This is a genomic window from Tateyamaria sp. LSS28, assembly GCF_059611725.1.
On sequence record NZ_JCAPFI010000003.1, the window covers coordinates 540446 to 563317 of the forward strand.

General features: G+C 60.4%; 22 protein-coding genes. 13 read left to right on the plus strand and 9 right to left on the minus strand.

Translation table 11 applies throughout. The annotated features are described in order from the left end of the window. Nucleotides 1–43: 43 nt before the first annotated feature. Complete coding sequence (locus tag AC53L6_RS11270; RefSeq protein WP_496907904.1) at nt 44–2185, minus strand: malate synthase G; 2142 nt, start codon at nt 2183–2185, stop codon at nt 44–46. Between the two features lie 452 nt (nt 2186–2637). Between AC53L6_RS11270 and AC53L6_RS11275 the strand changes: the two genes are divergently transcribed. Further along, the gene (locus AC53L6_RS11275) at nt 2638–3546 is read left to right on the plus strand and encodes an NAD(P)-dependent oxidoreductase (protein WP_496907905.1); all 909 of its coding nucleotides are present in this window, start codon (nt 2638–2640) and stop codon (nt 3544–3546) included. After that, nucleotides 3543–4406 carry a sugar phosphate isomerase/epimerase family protein gene (locus tag AC53L6_RS11280; protein ID WP_496907906.1) on the plus strand — a complete coding sequence of 288 codons (864 nt, stop codon included), beginning with the start codon at nt 3543–3545 and terminating at the stop codon, nt 4404–4406. Before AC53L6_RS11275 ends, AC53L6_RS11280 begins: the two co-directional genes overlap by 4 nt. 347 nt (nt 4407–4753) lie before the next feature. Here AC53L6_RS11280 and AC53L6_RS11285 read toward each other — a convergent pair whose 3' ends face one another. Further along, on the minus strand, nt 4754–4918 hold the full coding sequence (locus tag AC53L6_RS11285) for a DUF2256 domain-containing protein (RefSeq protein WP_189369841.1): 165 nt from the start codon (nt 4916–4918) through the stop codon (nt 4754–4756). Continuing rightward, entirely contained in the window at nt 4918–6444 is a 1527-nt protein-coding gene (locus AC53L6_RS11290) for a cryptochrome/deoxyribodipyrimidine photo-lyase family protein (protein ID WP_496907907.1), read from the minus strand. The genes AC53L6_RS11285 and AC53L6_RS11290 overlap by 1 nt, the downstream gene beginning before the upstream one ends. 111 nt (nt 6445–6555) lie before the next feature. On the opposite strand from AC53L6_RS11290, the gene pepN reads away from it, so the two are divergent. The 5 genes from pepN to AC53L6_RS11315 all read left to right on the plus strand — a co-directional run bounded on the left by pepN (nt 6556) and on the right by AC53L6_RS11315 (nt 11782). Further along, complete coding sequence (pepN, locus tag AC53L6_RS11295) at nt 6556–9099, plus strand: aminopeptidase N (protein WP_496907908.1); 2544 nt, start codon at nt 6556–6558, stop codon at nt 9097–9099. 78 nt (nt 9100–9177) lie between these two features. Further along, nucleotides 9178–9693, plus strand: a complete 516-nt coding sequence (locus AC53L6_RS11300; RefSeq protein WP_496907909.1) for a DUF1993 family protein — start codon at nt 9178–9180, stop codon at nt 9691–9693. A gap of 21 nt (nt 9694–9714) precedes the next feature. After that, complete coding sequence (locus AC53L6_RS11305) at nt 9715–10458, plus strand: SDR family oxidoreductase (protein ID WP_299699231.1); 744 nt, start codon at nt 9715–9717, stop codon at nt 10456–10458. After that, the gene (locus AC53L6_RS11310) at nt 10455–10886 is read left to right on the plus strand and encodes a hypothetical protein (protein WP_496907910.1); all 432 of its coding nucleotides are present in this window, start codon (nt 10455–10457) and stop codon (nt 10884–10886) included. The genes AC53L6_RS11305 and AC53L6_RS11310 overlap by 4 nt, the downstream gene beginning before the upstream one ends. Next, nucleotides 10883–11782 carry an alpha/beta fold hydrolase gene (locus AC53L6_RS11315; RefSeq protein WP_496907911.1) on the plus strand — a complete coding sequence of 300 codons (900 nt, stop codon included), beginning with the start codon at nt 10883–10885 and terminating at the stop codon, nt 11780–11782. Before AC53L6_RS11310 ends, AC53L6_RS11315 begins: the two co-directional genes overlap by 4 nt. 91 nt (nt 11783–11873) lie before the next feature. Here the strand turns inward: AC53L6_RS11315 and AC53L6_RS11320 are convergent, their stop codons facing one another. After that, the gene (locus AC53L6_RS11320) at nt 11874–12497 is read right to left on the minus strand and encodes a transglycosylase SLT domain-containing protein (RefSeq protein ID WP_496907912.1); all 624 of its coding nucleotides are present in this window, start codon (nt 12495–12497) and stop codon (nt 11874–11876) included. A 279-nt stretch (nt 12498–12776) separates the two neighbouring features. Between AC53L6_RS11320 and AC53L6_RS11325 the strand changes: the two genes are divergently transcribed. Next, nucleotides 12777–14084 (plus strand): hypothetical protein, encoded by a 1308-nt coding sequence (locus tag AC53L6_RS11325; protein WP_496907913.1) that lies wholly within the window; start codon nt 12777–12779, stop codon nt 14082–14084. Here the strand turns inward: AC53L6_RS11325 and AC53L6_RS11330 are convergent. Continuing rightward, a complete protein-coding gene (locus tag AC53L6_RS11330) occupies nt 14081–14575 on the minus strand; it encodes a hypothetical protein (protein ID WP_496907914.1) in 495 nt (164 codons plus the stop codon). The two genes, AC53L6_RS11325 and AC53L6_RS11330, sit on opposite strands and share 4 nt — an antisense overlap. Nucleotides 14576–14679: 104 nt before the next feature. Here AC53L6_RS11330 and gatB point away from each other — a divergent pair, with 104 nt between their 5' ends. Continuing rightward, entirely contained in the window at nt 14680–16194 is a 1515-nt protein-coding gene (gatB, locus tag AC53L6_RS11335) for an Asp-tRNA(Asn)/Glu-tRNA(Gln) amidotransferase subunit GatB (protein WP_496908077.1), read from the plus strand. A 37-nt stretch (nt 16195–16231) separates the two neighbouring features. Here the strand turns inward: gatB and AC53L6_RS11340 are convergent, their stop codons facing one another. Together AC53L6_RS11340 and AC53L6_RS11345 are read right to left on the minus strand one after the other, a co-directional pair. Beyond that, nucleotides 16232–17830 (minus strand): C1 family peptidase, encoded by a 1599-nt coding sequence (locus AC53L6_RS11340; protein ID WP_496907915.1) that lies wholly within the window; start codon nt 17828–17830, stop codon nt 16232–16234. A 120-nt stretch (nt 17831–17950) separates the two neighbouring features. Beyond that, nucleotides 17951–19138, minus strand: a complete 1188-nt coding sequence (locus tag AC53L6_RS11345) for a class I SAM-dependent methyltransferase (RefSeq protein ID WP_496907916.1) — start codon at nt 19136–19138, stop codon at nt 17951–17953. Between the two features lie 85 nt (nt 19139–19223). Here AC53L6_RS11345 and AC53L6_RS11350 point away from each other — a divergent pair, with 85 nt between their 5' ends. Both AC53L6_RS11350 and AC53L6_RS11355 read left to right on the plus strand, forming a co-directional pair. Beyond that, nucleotides 19224–19697, plus strand: coding sequence for a thioesterase family protein (locus AC53L6_RS11350; protein WP_496907917.1), 474 nt, complete (start codon nt 19224–19226; stop codon nt 19695–19697). 66 nt (nt 19698–19763) lie between these two features. After that, nucleotides 19764–20240, plus strand: coding sequence for a DUF4177 domain-containing protein (locus AC53L6_RS11355; RefSeq protein WP_299200745.1), 477 nt, complete (start codon nt 19764–19766; stop codon nt 20238–20240). Nucleotides 20241–20246: 6 nt separating this feature from the next. On the opposite strand, the gene AC53L6_RS11360 is transcribed toward AC53L6_RS11355, so the two are convergent. Beyond that, entirely contained in the window at nt 20247–20504 is a 258-nt protein-coding gene (locus AC53L6_RS11360; RefSeq protein WP_496908078.1) for a BolA family protein, read from the minus strand. Between the two features lie 88 nt (nt 20505–20592). Between AC53L6_RS11360 and AC53L6_RS11365 the strand changes: the two genes are divergently transcribed. Then, nucleotides 20593–21219, plus strand: coding sequence for a J domain-containing protein (locus AC53L6_RS11365; RefSeq protein ID WP_299200746.1), 627 nt, complete (start codon nt 20593–20595; stop codon nt 21217–21219). Here the strand turns inward: AC53L6_RS11365 and AC53L6_RS11370 are convergent. Beyond that, nucleotides 21212–21685, minus strand: coding sequence for a hypothetical protein (locus tag AC53L6_RS11370; protein WP_496907918.1), 474 nt, complete (start codon nt 21683–21685; stop codon nt 21212–21214). The two genes, AC53L6_RS11365 and AC53L6_RS11370, sit on opposite strands and share 8 nt — an antisense overlap. A 191-nt stretch (nt 21686–21876) precedes the next feature. Between AC53L6_RS11370 and cobS the strand changes: the two genes are divergently transcribed. Then, on the plus strand, nt 21877–22863 hold the full coding sequence (cobS, locus tag AC53L6_RS11375) for a cobaltochelatase subunit CobS (protein ID WP_299200750.1): 987 nt from the start codon (nt 21877–21879) through the stop codon (nt 22861–22863). The last annotated feature ends 9 nt before the right edge of the window (nt 22864–22872 follow it).

Sequence of the window (22872 nt, forward strand, 5' to 3'; positions counted from 1 at the left end):
CCGAGGGGCAGCGCCCCTCGGTCCCACCAGTTCAAAACGCGGTTCAGGCCGCCTTGAACTCCAAGCGGCGCGCATGCAGCACCGGCTCTGTGTAACCCGACGGCTGCACCCGGCCCTTCAGAACCAGATCGCACGCCGCCTGAAAGGCCACGCCGTCAAAACCCGGGGCCATTGGCAGATACGCGGGGTCATCCACATTCTGACGGTCTACAACTTCCGCCATCTTCTTGAGGGACGCCATCACCTGATCCTCGCTCACCACGCCATGATGCAGCCAGTTCGCCATGGCCTGCGCGCTGATCCGGCATGTCGCGCGGTCCTCCATCAGACCCACATCATTGATGTCCGGCACCTTGGAACAGCCAACGCCGTGATCCACCCAGCGCACAACATATCCAAGGATGCCCTGCGCATTGTTCTCCATCTCGCGGGCAATTTCTTCGGAGGAGAAATTGCGCCCCACGGCGACAGGGATGGTCAGCAAATCCTCCAGCGTGCCACGCGCACCACCCGCTTTCAGCGTGTCCTGGCGCGCCATCACATCCACCTTGTGATAATGCGTGGCATGCAAGGTCGCAGCCGTTGGTGACGGCACCCAGGCACAGGTCGCGCCCGATTGCGGATGCCCGATCTTCTGCTCCAGCATCTCCGCCATACGGTCCGGCATGGCCCACATGCCCTTGCCGATCTGCGCCTTGCCCTTCAAACCACAGGCGAGACCGATATCGACATTGCGATCCTCATAGGACGCAATCCACGCCGCCCCCTTCATCTCGCCCTTCGGGATCATCGGCCCCGCTTCCATAGACGTGTGAATCTCGTCCCCGGTCCGATCCAGGAAGCCAGTGTTGATAAAGGCCACACGCGCCCTTGCCGCCCGGATACACTCCTTGAGATTGGCCGACGTGCGCCGCTCCTCGTCCATGATGCCCAGCTTGACGGTGTTGGCAGGCAGGCCCAGCACCTTCTCGACCCGGGTGAAAATCTCGTCAGCGAATGCCACCTCGACCGGCCCGTGCATCTTGGGCTTCACCACATAGACCGACCCACAAACCGAATTGCGCAGCCCTTCGGTCTTCTGCAGGTCGTGCATGGCGATCAGGGTGGTGATCATGGCATCCATCAGCCCCTCACCCACCTCGTTGCCATCGCGGTCGTGAATGGCCGGATTGGTCATCAGGTGCCCCACATTGCGGACCAGCATTAGGCTGCGGCCCTTCATGCTCAGGTCAGACCCATCAGACGCAGTATAGGTCCGGTCGCTCGCCATCCGGCGGGTGATGACCTTGCCACCCTTCTCAAAGCTTTCTTCCAGATCGCCTTTCATCAGGCCCAGCCAGTTGCCATAGGCCAGCACCTTGTCCTCGGCGTCCACAGCCGCCACGCTGTCCTCGCAATCCATGATGGTGGACAGCGCGGACTCAAGGTTGACCGCAGAAATACCCGCAGGATCAGAGGCACCGATCACATCATTGCGGTCCACCACGATCTCGATGGCCAGATGGTTGTTGCCGAACAAGAATGTCTGCGCCTCCTCGTCCCCGCCATGGCCCAAAAACTGTGCCGGGTCGGACAAGGAAAAGGCCCCAAGATCCAACGCCCCGCCAGACACGCCCAAAGAGGTCACCTCGGTCCACGACCCACCGTTCAATGGCACAACCTCATCCAGAAACGTCTTGGCCCATGCAATCACACGCGCGCCACGGGCGGCGTGATAGCCTTTCCCACCGGGCAGGTCGCCCAGCGCATCGGTGCCGTACAGGGCGTCATACAGGTTCCCCCACCGCGCATTTGCGGCATTCAGCGCAAACCGGGCATTCATGATCGGCACGACCAACTGCGCACCGGGGGTGCTTGCAATCTCAGGGTCCACATTCTGGGTCTCGATCTCGAAGTCAGGCCCCTCCGGAACAAGATACCCGATTTCTTCCAGAAACGCGCGATAGGCCGCCGGATCATGGTCCGCACTGCGATGCGCTACATGCCAATCATCGATTTTGGCCTGCATGCTTTCACGTTCGGCCAACAGGTCCCGGTTCTTTGGACCCAGATCGTGCACCAGTGCCGAAAACCCGGCCCAGAAATCGGCCGACGCAACACCTGTGCCCGGCAGGGCATGCGTTTCGATGAAATGCGCGAGGCTGTCCGCCACCTTCAAATCACTGCGGTCCACATAAGCTGTCATAGGATGCCCTCCCGGCCTTGGATTACGACTCATCGCAAGGCTTAGAGAAAAAGTTTCCTATCGTAAACATCATTGGTCAAAAAAATTTACCAATACCACTTACCAGCCAAAAAATGCAGCTTCATAAGACCTCAAACACAGACGCACCGCGCGTGAAAAAACCTCATAGGCGCGTCCGTTAGCTCCGGAAACGCGGTTCATCCTCGGGTCACGACCCCGCTTTCGATCGGCGCCGAAAGACACAGCACGCATATGCACCCAATTTTTCTTGCAGAAATCCAGGAATCCGGCTTCCCTTGTCTCACCTAACTGGGCAGCGGGGTGTCTTCCGGACTCGCCCAACGCCGCACATCGGCGTGTGAAATCCCCGCGAAATTGGATGCCCCTTGGCATCTTTTCGAAATGTCAGCCCGCATCCGAATGCGGCTGCCTAAAACAGCGGGAGGTTTTTTATGAAAACCGTAGGCGTAGTGGGACTTGGCGACATGGGCAGCGGCCTAGCCAAGAACCTCATTGGAAGTGGATTTCAAACCTGGGGCCTCGATCTGAGCAGAGATCGCATGGCCCAGTTTGAAGAGATGGGAGGCACCCCGGCACACAGCCCGGCAGAGATCGGGGCACAGTCGGACTGTGTCTTCGTGATGGTGATGAATGGCGATCAGGCCAAATCGGTTATTCTCGGCCCCAACGGACTTGTCGCCAACATGTCCCCCGGCGGATCAGTCATCCTCACGGCCACGATAAAACCATCTGAGGCGCAGGCGATCGGTCACGCGATGCAAGGGTCAGGCGTGCATCTGATTGACAGCCCCGTGTCCGGCGGCTTCGCGGGCGCACAGAATGGAACGCTCACCATGATGGCCGCAGCCGATACTGCGGTGCTTGACGCCAACGCCTCTGTCATGAAAGCGGTCTCGGCAACCATCCATCACGTTGGCACCAAGGCAGGCGATGGGCAAACCATGAAGGCGTGCCTGCAAACACTGATCGGGTCGATCTTTTCCGCCACGTTCGAGGCCAGCGCCCTTGCCGCAAAAGCGGGCGTACCCGGCGATGCCCTGTTGCGCGTCTTCTCGACCTCCGGCGCAGGCTGCGGCGTGGCGAACACGGCATTGGAACACATCATCGACAGGCAATTCGAAGGCACGGGCAGCCATATCTCGACCATGCACAAGGACCTCACCATATCGCTCGAACTGGCATCCAATCTTGGCGTGCCCATGCACACCGCCTCGGCCGCCATGCAGATTTTCCAGGCGGGTAAATCGAAATACCCGGACGGTGACAACTGGGTGTGCACCCGCGTGATCGAGGATATCGTCGGCGCCGAGTTGCACCGCAATCCGGAGGGCTCGACATGAAACTGGGGGTTATTTGCGACGGCATCAGCCGTGATCTTGGCCACGCTATCGACGTGATGGACGAATTTGACCTTGAGTATGCCGAGCTGCAATTCGTCGGCGACACAGAGGTGGGCGATCACTCAAAGGCAGAAATCGCCGAGATAAACAGCCTTCTGCGTGACCGGGGCAAGCCCGTGTCCTGCCTCTCGCGCCACATATTTGCGGGAATGACAGCGGCCAACCGACCGGGTGATGCGCTACATACCCAACACATGGATGCGCTCAAACGGGTCATCGACATGGCACATGTCGTAGGTGCGCCGCTGGTCCGCATCATGACCCAACGCAAGGAACAGATCCTCTGGGGCAGTCATGGCGCCGAAAAATGGAATGTCGCACACGGGGTCTGGGACACGATGCCGCCGCTGATCGCACCAGCCGTCGAACTCGCAAAATCCGAAGGGGTGGTTCTGGTTGTAGAAACAGGCAACGGCACGCTTGTGAACTCCTGCTACACGGCGCGGAAACTCATTGATGATCTGGACGCCAAGGACACGCTGAAAGTGCTTTGGGACCCGGGCAACAACTGCTGGTGTCATGAACGCGCCTACCCCGATGGCTATGAAGAAATGCGCGGGGGCTACCTGGGCCATGTTCACATAAAGGATGTCATGGTCGACACACCGCGCGCCACGCTTGAAGTGCGCCGCATGGGTGAAGGCCAGCTCGCGGACCAGTTTGAGCCGATGGCGAATGCCATGCGGGACGATGGCTATGACGGCGTGATTTCCTTTGAAAGCGTGTACCATCCCGGCAACGGCAACTTCGAAGACGGCTTTCGACTATGTGTCGACAAGTTCAAAGCGATTTTTGCCTAGACCGCGTTGCGGAAAGCAGCTGCGTTTGTCGGACATGTATTACGGCGTAGGACTAGGACCGCAGTGATCGGCCCCACCCTGCAATGCCGTCTTGGCTCGAACCGTACGTTGCTCGGATCAACGCCGGGCGACGTCTTACAAGGCGATCATCGCTGGGTGATTGGTGGCCGCTGACCCGACCAAACAAAGTGCCGCCGCCTCTCGGGGTGCAGTGTGCGTTCCCGGTGGTTAAAATCCACAAAACGCACCGTGCGATGGGTCAACCCGTTGATCCATCTGCACTTTCGCAAAACCATGAAAATTCAATGAGCTGACCGAAAAGCGTGTCCCCGCGGGGACAAATCGGCTCAAGGCCGTCTCAACGCCTTTGTCCGCGCCTCGCGACGGCACCGATCCGAGCAATATTTCACCTCGTCCCAGACCTTTTCCCACTTCTTTCGCCACGTGAAAGGACGGTCGCAAACCGGGCATGTTTTCTCAGGCAAGTCCGCCTTCTTCCGCATCCGACCCATCAGAAATCAAACCCCATCTGTCGGCCGTCCTTGGCTGGTGACACCGATGCTTTGCGCCGCCTTGGGGCGCGGTCATCAACAAAGTGTCCCTGCGGGTCCTTGCGGCTGGCATGCTTGTGCACAACGCGCTGCGCCTCTTCCCGAAACGCCCCACCACGACGCACGGCCCAGACCCTTTCCCGCGCTTCGCGGGCCGCCTCCGAAACATCCACAATAGGCGCTGGATAGGCATTGCCCAGCAACGTCCCCGCCCCCTCCCATGTCCATGGCTCCTGCAAGAACGCATCCGGCACGGGTGCCAGTTCAGGACACCATTTTCGTGTGAACACGCCGGTCGGGTCCTGATCCTTCCCCTGCTTGACCGGGTTATATATGCGGACGGTATTCATGCCCGTGGTCCCCGATTGCATCTGGCTTTGCGGCCAATGAATGCCCGGCTCAAAATCGGTGAACTGCCGCGCCAGATGCAGCCCGGTCACCCGCCAGTCGAGCCAAAGGTGATAGGACGCAACAGCCATCAACATCGACCGCATCCGAAAGTTCATCCACTCCGTCGCCGCCAGATATCTCATGCAGGCGTCGACAAATGGCATCCCGGTCTCGCCCTTCTCCCAGGCTGCGAGCCGCTCCGCATCAGGCACTTTTGGACGCATATCCTCGTAGGCCGAGTGCAGGCAAAGGTGTTCCAGCGCCGGTTCGTCCTCAAGCTTCTGCATGAAGTGATCCCGCCACGCCAACCGCGCCTGAAAAGACTTGAGCGACCCGCCCCACCCTTCCCGCGTGCCCTTCACCTCGCGCTGTCGCGCTGCAGCGGCCTGAGACGCCTCGCGCCCCGACAAACAACCGAACGCCAAGTAAGGGGACAGCCGGGAACAGGACCACTCACCGGTCACAGGTGACGACATGTCCTTGCGATAATGCTGCCCCCGCTCCGTCAGGAATGACCCCAACAGGGACAACGCCATCTGCCGCCCACCGCGCTGCCGTTCGGGGCAATGATCACCCGCCACAAAGGTCGGCACATCGTCAGGGGGCAACTCGGGCCCGGTCATCCCCGCGGGGACATCCACCTGCGGCTGTCGCAAAAAAGCGTTGCGCTGCTTGGCCCACCCGTCTCGACCGTTCAGACGGCGGACCACGCCGGACTGCGCCAACTCTTCCCAAGCCACACTGTTGTCGCGACACCAGGCAGCCACCTCGCGATCCCGGGCAAAGGTCCAAGCACTGCCCGTTTCCTCGTGACTGATCACCGCGTCAAATCCAAAACGCGCATGAAGATCGGCCGGCACATCCACAACACGTCCCACCCGCACCACCAAAGGCACGCCAAGCCTTGAAAGGGCACTTGACAGATCATCAATGCTTTCACGCACAAATGCGAACTGACGGCCCGACACATCCGGCTCTGCCCAGTATTCCGGCTCAAAGACATAGAGCGGCACCACATCCCCCCGCGCCGCTGCCCGTGCAAGCGCCGGGTGGTCTGTCACCCGCAAATCCCGTTTGAACCATACGACTGTTGTCATGTGCCAAAAGCTAGCAGTGAACACATCCTTGCCAACCCACCCGCGACACTCTTGCCGCTGCCGCGCCATCGGCCTACCGTCCGCGCAACCCTGGACCACAAAGGCGACCCCATGCGCGACGCATCCCCACAGACGATCTACCTCAAGGACTACACCCCCTTCGGCTACGTTGTGGATGAGGTGCATCTGACCTTCGATCTGGCGCCCTCAGCCACGCGGGTCACATCGCGCATCAAGTTCTCGCCAAACCCCGACGCCACCAACAAGACGTTTTTCCTGCATGGCAAAAACCTGTCGCTGATCTCGGCCAAGATCGACGGAGAGACGGTCAAACCGACGCTCACGGACGAAGGGCTGACCTGCGACGTGCCCAATGTGCCCTTCACATGGGAGGCGGAAGTCCAGATCGACCCTGCGGCCAACACGGCGCTTGAAGGGTTGTATCTGTCGAACGGGATGTACTGCACCCAGTGCGAGGCCGAAGGGTTTCGCAAGATCACTTATTATCCCGACCGGCCAGATGTGATGTCGACCTTCTCTGTCCGGGTAAACGGGCCGCACCCAGTGCTTTTGTCCAACGGCAATCCGATAGCGTATGGCGAGGGTTGGGCCGAATGGCACGATCCGTGGCCCAAGCCCGCCTATCTGTTCGCGCTGGTGGCCGGTGAACTGGTCGCTCACCGCGATAGCTTCACAACGATGGAAGGGCGCAAGGTGGATCTGGCCCTGTACGTCCGGCCCGGAGACGAAGGCAAATGCGCCTTTGGGATGCAGGCGCTGAAAGACTCAATGAAGTGGGACGAAGACGTCTATGGCCGCGCCTATGACCTTGACGTTTTCAACATCGTCGCGGTGGACGATTTCAACATGGGCGCGATGGAGAACAAGGGGCTGAACATTTTCAACGCCTCTGCTGTCCTGGCCTCGCCCGAAACCTCGACCGACTCCAATTTCGAACGGATCGAGGCGATCATCGCGCACGAATACTTCCACAACTGGACCGGCAACCGGATCACGTGCCGGGACTGGTTCCAGCTGTGTCTGAAAGAGGGACTCACGGTGTTCCGTGACAGTCAGTTCACCGCCGACATGCGGTCGGAACCGGTGAAACGCATCAGCGATGTGATCGATTTGCGCGCGCGCCAGTTCCCCGAGGATCAGGGGCCACTCGCCCACCCGGTGCGCCCCGAAAGCTTTCAGGAAATCAACAACTTCTATACCGCCACCGTCTATGAGAAAGGGGCGGAGGTGATCCGCATGCTCAAGACGCTGGTGGGTGATGAGGGATATAGCAAAGCGCTCGACCTCTACTTTGACCGTCACGACGGCGACGCGGCCACGATCGAAGACTGGCTCAAGGTGTTCGAGGATGCCACGGGCCGTGACCTGACGCAGTTCAAACGTTGGTATTCACAAGCCGGCACGCCACGGGTCGCCGTCACGGACAGCTTTGACAATGGCACATATACGCTGACATTCGAGCAACTCACGCCACCCTCTGCCGCAACTCCGGAGCCGCAGGCGCAGGTGATCCCGATTGCTGTCGGCCTGTTAGGTCCAAACGGGGACGAGGTTTTGCCAACCCAGGTGCTGGAACTGACCAAAGACAGCCAAAGCTTCAGCTTTCCGGGGTTGGGTGCCAAACCAGTGCCATCGATCTTGCGCGGATTTTCGGCGCCCATCGTATTGGAGCATACCCCCGACCACGCGTTCCTGCTGGCCCACGACACCGACCCGTTCAACCGCTGGGAAGCCGCGCGCAACCTGGGCAAAGCATCCCTGATCAGTGCGGTGACAAAAGGCAGCGCGCCCGACGCCAAATGGCTCGACGGGGTGGCGGACCTTCTGATCGACGACACGCTCGACCCGGCCTATCGTGCCTATTGCCTCGCCCTGCCCGGTCAATCGCAATTGGCCGCCGACCTGCATGCCAACGGCACAACGCCGGACCCGGACGCGATCTGGGACGCGTGCGAAAGCCACCGACAGGCGCTGGCACAACGCGTGTCGGACGCCCTTCCCGACCTGTACACACGCCATCAGGTGCACGGCCCATATGCCCCGGACGCAGAGCAATCGGGGCAGCGCGCATTGGGGAACGCGGCGCTGTCCCTCCTGACGCGGCTTGATAGCGGGGACATGGCACAGGCCCAATTTGACGGCGCCACCAACATGACCCAGCAATTGGCGGCCCTTGCCTACCTGATCCGCGCGGGCCGCGGCGATGCGGCTCTGGCCCAGTTCGAGGCGCAGTGGAAGCATGACCGCCTGGTGATGGACAAATGGTTCGGCATGCAGGTGATGGAGGCCAAGCCGGACGACGCCGCCGACACGGCCAAGGCGCTGACCAAACACACCGATTTCAACTGGAAGAACCCCAACCGGTTCCGCGCGACCCTGGGCACCTTTGCCGCCCATCACGCCGGTTTCCACGCCAAGGATGGCTCGGGTTACACCCTTCTGGCGGACTGGTTGATCAAGCTTGATCCGGTGAACCCGCAAACGACAGCGCGTATGTGTTCCGCCTTCCAGACCTGGCGCCGTTATGATGCGATCCGCCAATCAATGATCGGCAAGGAGCTAGAGCGTATCGCATCCACCCCGAACCTGAGCCGCGACACGACCGAGATGATCACGCGTATTCGCGAGGGCTGATCCGCCTTCATCTTGCCAAGTAAACTTCGGGGGTCCGGGGGCAGAGCCCCCGGTCCTTACATTAGAACCGAGCCGACAATGGACATTTACGACGTAACGATCCCCCCTTTGAAGCGGCTCACCGATGCGGTGCAGCGCCTGCTGTCGTGCCTTGACGATCCGGTGCAGCTTGAGGCACGGCTGGCCCCCGACAGCTTTTCCGCGGCCGAACATTTCTGCTTGGCCTTGGGCTATGTCGCGCGCACAGTGATGCCACTGATGGGCGATGAGGTGCCCGAGATGCCCATGGACACCGATCCGGGCGCTATTCTTGCGTTGGCTCATGACATGCGGTTCTTGCTGGACCAGTTGGACCGCTCTGCCTTTGACGATGCTGATGCGCGCGAGATCACGCATGTTGCAGGCGAGGCAGAGCTGACGCAATCGGGCCGCGATTACGCCTTGCTCTATGCCTTGCCCAACGCCCAGTTTCATCTGACCCTTGCCTATGCCACCGTGCGGATGGCCGGTGCAAAGGTTGGGAAGGGTGATCTGGATGGGTTTCACATCTACGGTCCCGGCACCAGTTTCGTGTCCGACACACCCCTGAACTGATTGAATTCGAAAGGTTATTCCATGTCCAAACGCCCTGTCTGCCTGATCACTGGCGCGTCCGCCGGTATTGGTGCCGCATGTGTCCGGCTTGGTGCTGCAGACTATGATTTCGTTCTGGCCTACCGGTCCGATCTGGGTGGCGCGAATGCTGCAAAGGCTGCCGTTGAAGCGGCTGGCGGCACGGCCATCACCGTGCAGGGCGACGTGGCAGAGCCCGAGGACATCGCCCGCATCTACCAGGCCGCCGACGATGCCTTTGGCCGTGTCGACGTGCTGATCAACAACGCAGGCATCGTAGATCAGTCCGCCACGTTGACCGATATCGACCATGCCCGCCTGACACGTATGATGAATGTCAACGTGATCGGCGCGATGCTGGTCGCAAAGGAGGCTGTGATACGTATGCAGGCGCAGGGCAGCGGCGGCGCGATCATTAACGTTTCCTCTGCCGCAGCACGGTTGGGCTCGGGCAATCAATACATCGACTATGCCGCCTCCAAGGCCGCCATCGACACCTTTACCAAGGGGTTATCAGACGAAGTGGCGCCAGATGGTATTCGCGTCATGTCTGTCCGCCCCGGACTGATCGACACAGAGATCCACGCCAAGGGCGGCCAGCCGGGGCGCGCGCAAAAGCTGGCCCACATGGTGCCCATGCGCCGCGAAGGATCGGCCGAGGAGGTGGCCAAGGCGATCCTCTGGCTGGCGTCGGACGAGGCAAGCTACGTGACCGGCTCGACCCTTGACGTGACCGGCGGGCGATGACGCCATACCGGTACGAAACAACCGGGCGCAACCGGCGGACGCTGGTTGTGCTGGTGGTCGTATGGTCTTTGATACTTGCGGCCATCGCGCTGCTTGACGCGTCACTGATCCTGATGGCGCTGATCGCGCTGTGCACGGCGCCCGCGCTTTATGATCTGGTCTCCGGGCGCAGCGCAGGCATCGCTTTGGCGTCAGATGGGCTGAGCTGGTTTGCGGGACGCCGCACCGGAGAGATTGCATGGGACAAGATCGACCATATCCGCCTCGACACCCGCCTCGATTTCTCGGTGCGGACCAGTGCAGTGCTGACCTCGGGACGCAAGGTGCGCGTCCCACTGGAAGCGACCCCGCCTGCAGACACATTCGAAACCGTGCTAACAGACCGGGGGATCACCGTGAAACGGCACCATTTCTCGCTGCTGGGATGAGGTGGTTCTGCGCCCTCGCCGCAAGCCTCTGGCTGTCCGCCTGCGCGGTACAGGAAGCCAGCCCTCCCACTGACCCATTGCTCTATGATGCAAGGGCGCTGGCACAGGCAGATAGCGTCGTGATTGGTATCCCCGGCGCAATGACGTCGATCCGCGTGTTGCGCCCCATCGATGAATTGGAAACCAGGGACCGGGCCGTCGCCTATTTCCGCCTGCCAGGGTTTGACGGCCGTCCTGCAGAGGAAAGTATCGTGCTAGACCGCGCCGCGGCACGGATTGCGCGCCTTGTCCGAACCCATGATCTGAAACGCATCGACCTGATCGGCCATTCCACAGGTGCGGTGATCGCACTGGAAACGGCCAAGGACATTCGCGCAGCCTCTCCGGATGTCGAGGTGCATGTCATCGGCATCTCGACTGCGCTGCCCGCACCACAACCCGTGCTGGCAGGGCTGCGCGGCGCGGCTGGAACTGCCGCCGCAGCGGCCCGCGCCCGCAGCCTGAACCCGCGCAAGGTGTGGCTCGAATACTATCGCCGCCTCGCCTATGGTCCCGATGTCGATACGCGCCCGGAAACGGTCGAGGCTGCCGACGCATTGGTCGCCGCCAATGACAAGCGGATCCGGTTGCCAGAAAACGGGCTCTACCGCCGTCACACCCGTGACTTGCGGCGCTGGACGAACCCCGATCCCGAAGCATTGGCAGGGGCGGATATCTCTTTTTACCACGGGGCCGTCGACCCGGTCTTTCCACCGCGCCCGACGCAACGCTTCGTCGACACGCTGCCCGATGCGCGCGCCACCTTTATCAATGGGCACGGCCACCTGATCCTGCTCACCTACCCACAAGTCTGGGATCACATCGCATCAACACTGACCCAGGCTTCTTCTGACTGAAAATACCACGGAGCGCGAGGCAGAGCCTCGCACCAAAACAGCCGCCGGAGGGGGCTGCAAAACATCGTGTGCGCCCGACAGGGTGCGCCGCTTAGTCGGTCACCACCGTCAGAGCAGGTCTGGACACCGGACGGACCGTATCCAGGGGCGCGCAATAGCGTTGGCGTTTGAGCCAACCGGCCATGTCCGCCCGTTTGGACGAAGATCTCATAGGGCCCCAATCGGCGGCCACGCCCTTGCCGCCACGCCCATAGATCACCCCGTCCCGGGGGACGGTCGTGGCCATGATCCGCACAGCGCAACTGAGGTTCGCAGCACCGTTTTTCAGCGCCTCACCCGTCCCTACATTGCAGCCATAGCCGCGTGCTGTTGCAGGCAATATCTGCAAAAGCCCGTACCATTTCCCGCCGCCTCCGACGGCACGCGGTTTGTAGGTGCTTTCATACTTGGCCAAGGCCGACATGAACCCAAGCCAGAACGCACGGCGGTCATCATCATTCGCCGCCGGATAGCGCGGACACCAATCCGCGATGTCTGCAGGCACCAGATCAACCAGCGGTTTACCATGCCCCTTTAGCGCGGACAGGGCGGCGCGATTCCACAGAACATAGCCTGGCTGATGCGTCCATCGGGTACGTGGTACGTCCCCCGTTCGAGCGGGCGGGCGCAGCCCGGCATAGGGATCACTGTCCTGCCCCTTTGAAAGATTCGGCATCAAAAGGGCAGTTGCGAGGACAAGCAGTATGCGCAGACCGGACATGACGGCAAATATGCGCGTTTCCTGCCGACTCTGTCCACCCGGCGCACAGGCTGAAATCCGCGGTCTGTGGCCGCGTTGGCAACAATCTGCACGCATGCGGTGCATTGATAAAACCAGCGCGAGAGTTTGCCAAAAATGGCTGCATACAAGGCCCGAACTTGTCCCGGCCTCGCCCCTTTTGTGACCCATTTTTCGGGCAAGTTTGATGCTGTAACGAGTAGCGGACAGGTAACTATGGCTTTTGCAGAACGCCTCAGGGCGCCATGGGCGCATATTCGCAACATGTTTGCGACGCCACATTTCACCATGGCCTCGGATGGCGTTCTGCAGATGGGACGCGAGGCGCCCGATGTATCCGACCCGCTTTCACCCTGCCAAGCCGAAACACCCGCTGGAAAACTGTCGATCCCCTGCCCCAATCCGACGGCAGAAGAACGCGCACGCGACACCCATCAGGCGCGCGGGTTGAAATTGGCTCGCCTTGACGAATGGTCCCGGCTGACAGCCGAAATCACCCGAACCGACAAAGCCAGGCAAAAGACGCTGGGCGGCACGCCTGTTGCAGAGCTATTGGCCTTTGGTGCGCGCGCGGACGTGGTGAGCGCGGCCGAACATGCCCTTATTTCAGGTCGTCCCGATCCGGGCGCGCCCCTTTTGGCTGGCATCGAGGCGCTGGAAAGGGTTCTGGCAGAGCATCCAGCCAACCCTGTCATCGCCACCATCGTGGCGCAAACGCATATGGATCTGGGGTGGGCCTGGCGCGGGACAGGCTGGGACGTTGAAGTGCCTGAACGCAATCGCGAGGCGTTTGCCGCCCATTTTGACAGGGCAGCCGACATCCTGATGGATTTCGACGCGAGAGAACATGCTTCGCCCCTGCTTGCTGCGGCGCATTGTGCCTTGATCACCGGACAGGGCGGCGCGACGTCAAGGGTCGTGTCCAACTACGAGACCTGGATTGATCTGGATCCAAAGAACCCGCGCGCATTTCGGGCGATGGGCACCCACTTGCTGCCACGCTGGCGAGGTTCATACGCGCGTCTGGACGTCGAAGCCCGCCGCGCCGCCGGTCACAGTTTTGATTTGTGGGGGTCCGGCGCCTACGCTTGGGTGATGTTCGATGCAATCGCCCAAGACAGCGAAGCCTGTGCACGGCTTGATCTGGATTTCTTTCTGGATGGTCTGAATGACATTCTGAAACGCAGCCCTGATCAGCATACGGTCAACCTGATTGCGGCCTATTGCGCCAATACGATGGGTGCAGCACCCACGGGGGATGACGAAACGGATTATATCCGCATTCAGATAGCCGCGGCCGCCGACGAGGTTGTGCGCGAGCATCTGACCGAAGTGCACCCGATGGTCTGGGCCCACGCCGCCCGCGGGTTTGACAACGGGTTGCGCGTGCGCTGTGCAGACCGGTTTGCCGCGTCAGGCCACGCCGATGCCTTGCGCTATCTGACCCAGTTGTTTCGCCGCGAATTGGCATCGGGCAAAAACGTGGTTTTCACTGACCACGGCCCCGAGCTTCAGTCCTTCTAAACCCGGCGTGCCGCGCCTGACAGAAGTGCGCGAGAGTAGACTTTGTGCGCGCCGATCAGGCTGTGAAACACCGGTCCAAGTGTCAGCTTGCCAGACTTGGTGCGCAGCGGGACCACGATGGATCCGAACCGCATGCGATCCTCTGTCACCATCAGCCAAGACATCGTGCGCCCTGCCCGGTCCGCCATCAGAATCTCGGCCGGAGTGCGGCCTTCGACCTGCCACACCGCGAACCGGTCTGTCGTTCCCTTGGCAAGCGCCTCTGCCTCGGCATCTGTTGACGCCTGCTGCGCTAGCAAACGCAGAACCACCCGTTCTGCCTTGAACAAGGGTTGGGTGTAGAAGGCGTATACAAACGTCTCCAGTGACACCGGCGCTGAAACCGGTGTCTCAAAGCAATCGGTATAGTGCGCCTCTTTTTCAGCGTAGGGCGCGATCAACGTGCCCTGCGGCACCGGGATTTCATCAATCTTCATGGCGCCAGCTTGCATGATACGCCCCTTCTGCAAAGACGCCGCATCGTCGCGCCCTCTTGCGAGCGCTGCAGCAGCGCATTACACCGCCACGAAGCCCCTTGATGCAGATCGGTGAGACCATGCTTGACCTGACCTATGACCTTCCCAAACCCAAAGTGATTTCCGGTGCCAAGCACGATTGGGAACTGGTGATCGGGATGGAGGTGCACGCACAGGTGTCATCCAACGCCAAGCTGTTCTCAGGGGCCTCAACCAAGTTCGGCGCTGAGCCCAATTCCAACGTCGCATTCGTCGACGCGGCCATGCCCGGCATGCTGCCCGTCATCAACGAGTATTGCGTGGAACAGGCGGTGCGCACAGGGCTGGGTCTGAAGGCCGAGATCAACCTGAATTCGGCCTTTGACCGGAAGAACTATTTCTACCCTGACCTGCCGCAGGGCTACCAGATCTCGCAGCTCTATCATCCTATCGTGGGTGAAGGTGAAGTGCTGGTCGAATTGGGTGACGGCACCGCGCGCATGGTGCGGATCGAGCGTATCCACATGGAGCAGGACGCAGGCAAGTCGATCCACGACATGGATCCGAACATGTCCTTCGTGGACCTGAACCGTACGGGCGTTTGCCTGATGGAAATCGTCAGCCGCCCCGACATTCGCGGCCCCGAAGAGGCCGCCGCCTATATCGTCAAGCTGCGCCAGATCATGCGCTATCTCGGCACCTGCGACGGCAACATGCAAAACGGCAACCTGCGCGCGGATGTGAACGTGTCGATCTGTCACCCCGGTCAGTACGAGAAGTACCAGGAAACGCAGGACTTCTCGCATCTGGGCACGCGCTGCGAGATCAAGAACATGAACTCGATGCGCTTTATTCAGCAGGCGATCGAGGTCGAGGCGCGGCGTCAGATTGCGATTGTCGAGGCCGGTGGCTCCGTTGATCAGGAAACACGCCTTTATGACCCGGACAAGGGCGAAACGCGGTCGATGCGGTCGAAGGAAGAGGCGCATGATTATCGCTATTTCCCCGATCCCGATCTGCTGCCGCTTGAGATCGAGCAGGCATGGGTGGATAACATCGCCGCCTCCCTGCCCGAACTGCCAGATGCCAAGAAGACCCGGTTCATCGGGGATTTTGGACTGACCGACTATGACGCGTCCGTGTTGACCGCCGATGTGGATACGGCAGCCTACTTCGAGGCCGTTGCCGAAGGTCGCGATGGCAAGCAAGCCGCAAACTGGACGATCAACGAGTTGTTTGGCCGCCTGAAGCGCGACGATGACAAGGGCATCACCGACAGCCCCGTGTCCCCGGCCCAGTTGGGCGGCATCATCGACCTGATCGGCAAGGGTGACATCTCGGGCAAGATCGGCAAGGACCTGTTCGAGATCATCTATACCGAGGGCGGCGACCCGGCTGAGGTCGTCGAGGCCCGTGGCATGAAACAGGTGACAGACACAGGTGCCATCGAAGCCGCCGTGGACGAGGTGATTGCCGCCAACCCCGCGCAGGTCGAAAAGGCCAAGGCGAACCCAAAACTGGCGGGCTGGTTCGTGGGTCAGGTGATGAAGGCCACGGGCGGCAAGGCCAACCCCAAAGCCGTGAACGACATCGTCGCCAAGAAGCTTCAGGGATGAGGCACGCGGGCGGTCACAGACCCGCCCGCGCCCATACTTAGCGTTTTATAAACACGGCTGGCACCAGCGTTGCCGCGGGACCGTAGGCGATACGCCCGACTGCACGATTGGCATCCCAACTCATGGCGTGGAACATGCCAATCTCGCGCTGTCCGCGCGCGAAGACAAATGATCGCTGGTTCCGGGTACGCGGCATCGTCGTGTCGTAGACCACACTGCCCTCAAGAATGCGCGGCTGACCTTGTGCCGGGTCATATCGCAACTCAACCGTGCTGACCGGGCCGCCCGCCCCAGTGTGGACGTCCCATGTGCCCTGCGCGCGTTGCCAGTCGATGCCCGACACGCGTGCCGGAGCCTGTGGTGCATCCACATCGTCACGCCACATGTACCCGCCATAGACTTTCCCGTCCGTGTCGCGATGCTGACCACTGGCAAAGCTGGCATCCTCGGTCAGCGTGTAGTCGAACGTTCGGCCCGTGAGCGTATCATAGCGCGCATTCGGATTGTCCTTGTCGATGTAGAAGCGAATACGATTGCCGGACATCGCGCCGTTCACCCGGTATGCCGTGCCGTTGGCGTCAAAGTATGTCCCGATGCGCCGATCCTGCAGGTCGTCACGGGATTTGGTGATGCTGGTCATCACACCCGGAACCTTGTTGATGTCAATCACGCCACGATGCCCATCAAAGATGATGTTCCAACGGCCAACAAAAGCCGCCTCTCGCCACGGTTTCGGTTCGACGACCCCGGTGATGTAACCCGCGTTAACCAGATTGCCCCGCATGAACGCGTAGGTGAGATAGGTAAACCCGTCGGACCGGGTGGCACCGTTCGATACCCCCCAACTGTTCTTGGCGATGAAGTAGTGGTTGGCAGGGTTCGGGTCTGTCTTGTCATAGCCGACAAGCAACATGGCATGACCGGCAGGAGGACATCCGCCTGGGCAATCATCTACCAGGATCGTATCGCGCGACCCTGCCGTCCGGATCACACCGTTGCCGTTGGTGAACCCGCCTGTCACCTCTCGGTTTTGGGCAAGCCGCCCCTCGATCTGGCGGATGGCAGCATTGACGCCGTTTGCAAAACTGATGTCTGTGTACCCGGTTCCAGCATAGTAACGCGGCGCTTCCAGCGCTTCGCGCGGCCAGATACCGCTGGTCAGGTTGAAATCGTTCATCGTGCGCTGGCTTTGCCAAAACGGTGCATTCCAGCGGTTGGCGACCCGGGGGTCGTCATTCACCGTATAGCGGTCGCGGTAGGGCCAATCGCGTTCTGTTGGCACTTTGATACCACTCGACAACAGTTTGAGCGTTTCGGTGGCAGTGCCCCCGCCCGCATAGGCCAATTGGTTCTCGGTTTGGGCGGCGGTCCCTGCCGCGACATTGGTCCACCGCGTCAGCCACATCGTCTTGATCGCGCTCCGCGCAAAGCTTTCGGACAGATCAACGCGGATACCGCGCCGCAGATACGCGGCCTCGATCGCGGCGATGGCCGCAAAATGGGTACATGTATTCTGGTTTCCTTGATTCCGAATGCCTGTCTGCTGTGATCGCAAGTCGACACTGTTTTGGGCAGATACCGCCGTCCCCAATCCAAGAAGGACAACCACAAAACCAAACACAATTCTCAATCGCATCTATTCAAACCTTTCAAAGATAACAAAAAATACGATCGAGATTTACCGCCTGCGTACCATTCGACAATCCCCCCAAACGGAGGGTTCCACCATTGCGTGTTGTTAGCTAGCGTGCCCGATTCAGCCTTGTCCGACAAACAGGTGGGAATAGTGCATCAGCCCCGATGGGCAGAGCGCCGCCTCGACCGCCGCCCAGTGGCGCAGGTCCATTTCCGACGGCGCGATATCTGCTACAGGCCGATGCCCATCCACCCTCGCAACCAGCGGCGCAGCCTGTGCCGGGATATCAAAGTAGAAGGATGCCCCTGCCGTGTCGATGGTCAGCCCCTGCCCCTTTGCCAGATGGTTGGCCACTGCTGCGGCATCCATGTCGCGCAAATGCGGCACTGCGTCAGACTGACCCAATGGTGGCGCGATCACCTGTCCCTTGGGACGGGCATAGGCGATGTGGGTCTTGAACGTGCCGCGCAGGTCCTCGGCCAATTGCATGTCTGCGACCGGGTCAAGGCCGCTTGGATCATCCAGCAACGGTGCAGGGTCATAGAGCATCGCTTCGGGCGCGCCGGCATAGTCCAACCCGGCAGCGTTCAACGCCTCGATCAGCGCCGTGATCGTGAAGGGGCGATCCTGGCTGTGCAGTAGCAGGTCATAGAATCCGGCATCCCCGTTCTTGTGATCCACAAGGCGTTGATTGCGCTTGAACGGGTGTGCATCCGGCAGACGATCAAAGACGCGCTTGGCGACCTTCAGTTGTTTCTCGGGCGGCAGGTGGTGGAGCAGTGTGTTAAAGGCGTCTTGCAGCGGGTAAACGCCAGACCGCCCGTGAGGCGCATAGACCATGAGGCCAATGCCGCCATCCGGTTTAAGAGCACCCGCGAGTGCGTTGAACCCGGCCTGTGGGTCGGAGAGGTGATGCAGCACACCGCAACAATCGATATAGTCGAAGGGACCATAGTCGCCTGCATCAAGCAGTGACCCAGTCACAAAAGTGATACCGCTAAGTTTACGCACCTCTGCCCGCTTCTCAGCAATCCGACGCGAGGCCTGTGACAGATCGAGATAGGTGATGTCATAGGACCGGCCTGCATCCGTCAGCTTCTGCGCCAGCTGGATCAGGGCATCGCCTGTCCCGCCCCCGGCGACCAGCGCCTTGAGGGGCTGCGACCAGTCCCGTGCCCCGCCCCAGAGCCAGTGGTCCATTTCGACCGGCAACGACGGCGAGCCGGTGATCAGCCGTTTGCGTTCGTCCGTGGGTTTACGCTCGGGGTAAGGAAACGCCTCGTACTGGGCGCGCACGGTGTCGGTCATGGCATATCCATTCAAACAATGGTTTTCAGCTTTACCACCCCTGCCCGCGCATGCAATCCGGTGGGACGCGCCAGCAGGAGGTTACATGCAAGCCCCGTTTCAATCGACCGTGATGACGGTCAAACCCGAGTGGATCGACTTCAATGGCCACCTGAACATGGCCTATTACGGCGTGCTGTTCGACATGGGCGCGGACCAGATGTTCGAACATTTCGGCTTCGGCCCGGACTATCAGTCGCGCACTGGCAACACGACCTATGCGGCCGAGTTCCATGTCCGCTACATCCGCGAATTGCATGTGAATGATCAGGTGATTGTCAGCTACCACCTTGTGGATTTTGATGAAAAGCGGCTGCATTCCTTTCAGGAGCTGCGCCATGCTGACGGCTGGCTGGCGGCGACGGGCGAAACGATGACGTTGCATGTGGACCAATCAGGGCCCCGCGTGGCACCGATGCCCGATGACGTGCTGGCGCGGGTGAAGGGCGTTGCACAAGCGCATGCGACCTTGGGCAAGCCAGAAGGCGTGCACGCCAGCATCGGTATTCGCCGTACGTAAGGGACGGGCTTTCCACTTTTGACCCTGCCGGATATATCCGCGCGAAACATGACGAGGGGACAGATCATGTCAGGTTGGGAATACAAGGTCGTACCCGCCCCCACCAAGGGTGTGAAGGGCAAGGGCGTCAAAGGTCCGGAAGCGCGGTTTGCACATGCGCTTGAGGCAATGATGAACGATATGGGCCGTGAAGGTTGGGAATTTCAGCGCGCTGAAACGCTGCCTTCGATCGAACGGTCCGGCCTTACAGGCAGCACAACGGAATGGCGCAACCTTCTGGTGTTCCGTCGGACGGTCAGCGACCCGATTGACGAGTTTGAACCCGAGCTGCTTCCACCGCCCACCGAAGCGTTGGAAACGGAAGCCAGTACGACCGATGTCGAAGCAGAGGACGAGCATGTAGATGCGACATTTGCGCCCGGTGAAGGCGCCACGCAGATGGCATCTGACAATGGCGTCGAAGAAACCAGTCCGGTATCCGGCATGACCGCGTCGCTCAAGAACCTGGCAAGCCAGCGCGGCAGTGCAGACGCAAAAGATTAAAGCTTTTTAAACATCCAGATCCAGCGCAAGCGCATGAATGCGCCCGATCAGCTCGGGTCCAAGCGCTGTATGCACGGCACGATGACGAGAAACACGGTTTTTCCCTTCAAAAACAGAGCTTCGCAGCATGACATTAAAGTGACTCTGCCCCGCAGCTGGCGCCCCGAAATGGCCTGCATGACTGGCGCTGTCATCGACCACGACAACCTCGCGCGGATTGAACGCGGCGCGCAGCTTGTCTTCAATTTCTTGCCGAACGGTCATTTCACCTGACATTTTTTTCATTCACCCCCTTCAATCTCTGTCCGCAGACTCTAAACTTGTGGGCCTGAGTCGGAAAGGACCCCTTCCCATGCCCAAACACGATCCATTTGGTTTTGATATGTCCGTGTCTTCTGCAAAGAAGAAGAACCCGCGCGGACGCAGGGGTATGTCAGGCGCGTCCGAAACGTCCACTCGGGTGTGTGATCACGAGGGCTGCGAAGAAGCGGGCAAGTTCCGCGCGCCCAAAGCGCCGGACGTGCTGGATGATTTCTTCTGGTTCTGTCAGCAGCACGTGCGCGAGTACAACACCAAGTGGAACTTCTTTGACGGCACAACCGAGGCCGAGATCAACGCCCAGCAGTCCAAGGACAAGGTGTGGGAACGTCAGACCAAACCGATGGGCGACCCCGAGGCACGTGCATGGGCACGCTTGGGCATCGAGGACCCGCACCAGGTGCTCGGCAAGAACGCGACGCAGAACCCCGGTCGCGGTGGCTCTGCTGCGGCCCGTCGTTTGCCGCCCACTGAAAAGCGCGCCATCGAGATCCTGGACGCCACGGCCGATGCGACCAAGGCCGAAGTGCGCAAAGCCTACAAGGCGCTGATCAAAGTGCTGCACCCCGACATGAACGGCGGGGATCGCAGTCAGGAAGAGCAGTTGCAAGAGGTTGTCTGGGCGTGGGATCAGATCAAAGACAGCCGGAATTTCAAGTAGATACCTGCCTTTCCAAACGCACAATGACATGAACCAGCGCCGCCGACAGTACCCAGACGGCGGCGACCACCCAACTGGTGGTGATGCCATCGCCGACGGCCAAAAGGCCCAGAGGAGCTGCCTCCGTCATGGCAGTGACGAAACCGCCGGCCACGCCGTAACGCATATCGGCTCCTGATAGGCCGAACGGCACCGCAGCGATGGCCGCCCCTAGTGCGGTGGCGACCGGCCAGGCCAAGATGCAGATCACCACGCCTATCAACCCACTGCGGCCCAATGCGCTGGCCAGGATGGCGCCTGCGCAAGCCGCACCAAAAACAGCTGTCAAAGTCAGAAGCCATGTTGGTGGCAGAAAGCGCGCCAAATCGCCGCCCCACAGGCTCATGGCTTGCGCTGTTGCACCACCACCTATGCCGGTCAGGATGGCGCTGTGCATTCGAATGGAGGGTTGGATGAAGCATGTCACGATGAGATTTCCTTTGTTGACGATCCCAATGTGACCAAGGGTTGTGCAGAGACTGATCTGCTGCTTGTGCAGGTCTTGCGCAAATTCCGAGGCTACCCACCCCCCTTCCCCTTGCCCTTTCCGGCTATATGTTGCACCACGATCAGCGCGCCCATCCGGGGCGCGTTTTCTATGCTGAAGGACAATTTGAGATGGCGGACGGTGGAATGGACATCAATGCAAAACCAACCGAGGAAATCTCGGTCCGCGAAGTGTTCGGCATTGATACGGACATGGTGGTCAAGGGTTTTGCAGACCGGACAGAGCGCGTGCCCGAGTTGGACAGCACCTACAAGTTCGATCCCGATACCACGCTGGCGATCCTTGCGGGCTTTTCCCACAACCGTCGTGTGATGATCCAAGGCTATCACGGGACGGGCAAGTCGACACACATCGAACAGGTGGCGTCGCGTCTGAACTGGCCTGCGGTCCGTGTGAACCTCGACAGCCATATCTCCCGCATCGACCTGATCGGCAAGGATGCGATCAAGTTGAAGGACGGCAAACAAGTTACTGATTTCCAAGAAGGTATCCTGCCCTGGGCCTTGCGCAACCCCACCGCCATCGTGTTCGACGAATACGACGCGGGCCGCGCCGACGTGATGTTCGTGATCCAGCGTGTGCTGGAGGTGGACGGCAAGCTGACCCTTCTCGACCAGAACCAGGTCATCAACCCGCACCCCTATTTCCGCATCTTTGCGACAGCCAACACGGTCGGTCTGGGCGATACGACGGGCCTGTATCACGGGACACAGCAGATCAACCAAGGCCAGATGGACCGCTGGTCGCTGGTGGCAACGCTGAATTACCTGTCGATCGATGCCGAAACGGCAATCGTGCTGGCGAAAAACCCGCACTACAACACCGCCGAAGGTCGCAAGACCGTCAAGCAGATGGTGACCGTTGCCGACCTGACCCGCACCGCATTTATGAACGGCGACTTGTCGACCGTGATGTCGCCTCGGACCGTCATTTCCTGGGCACAGAACGCCGAGATTTTCCGCAACGTGGGCTATGCCTTCCGCCTATCCTTCCTGAACAAGTGTGATGAGTTGGAGCGTCAAACAGTGGCGGAGTTCTACCAGCGTTTGTTCGACGAGGAACTGCCAGAGAGCGCGGCGAGTGTGAGCTTGGGGTAAGCCGAAGGA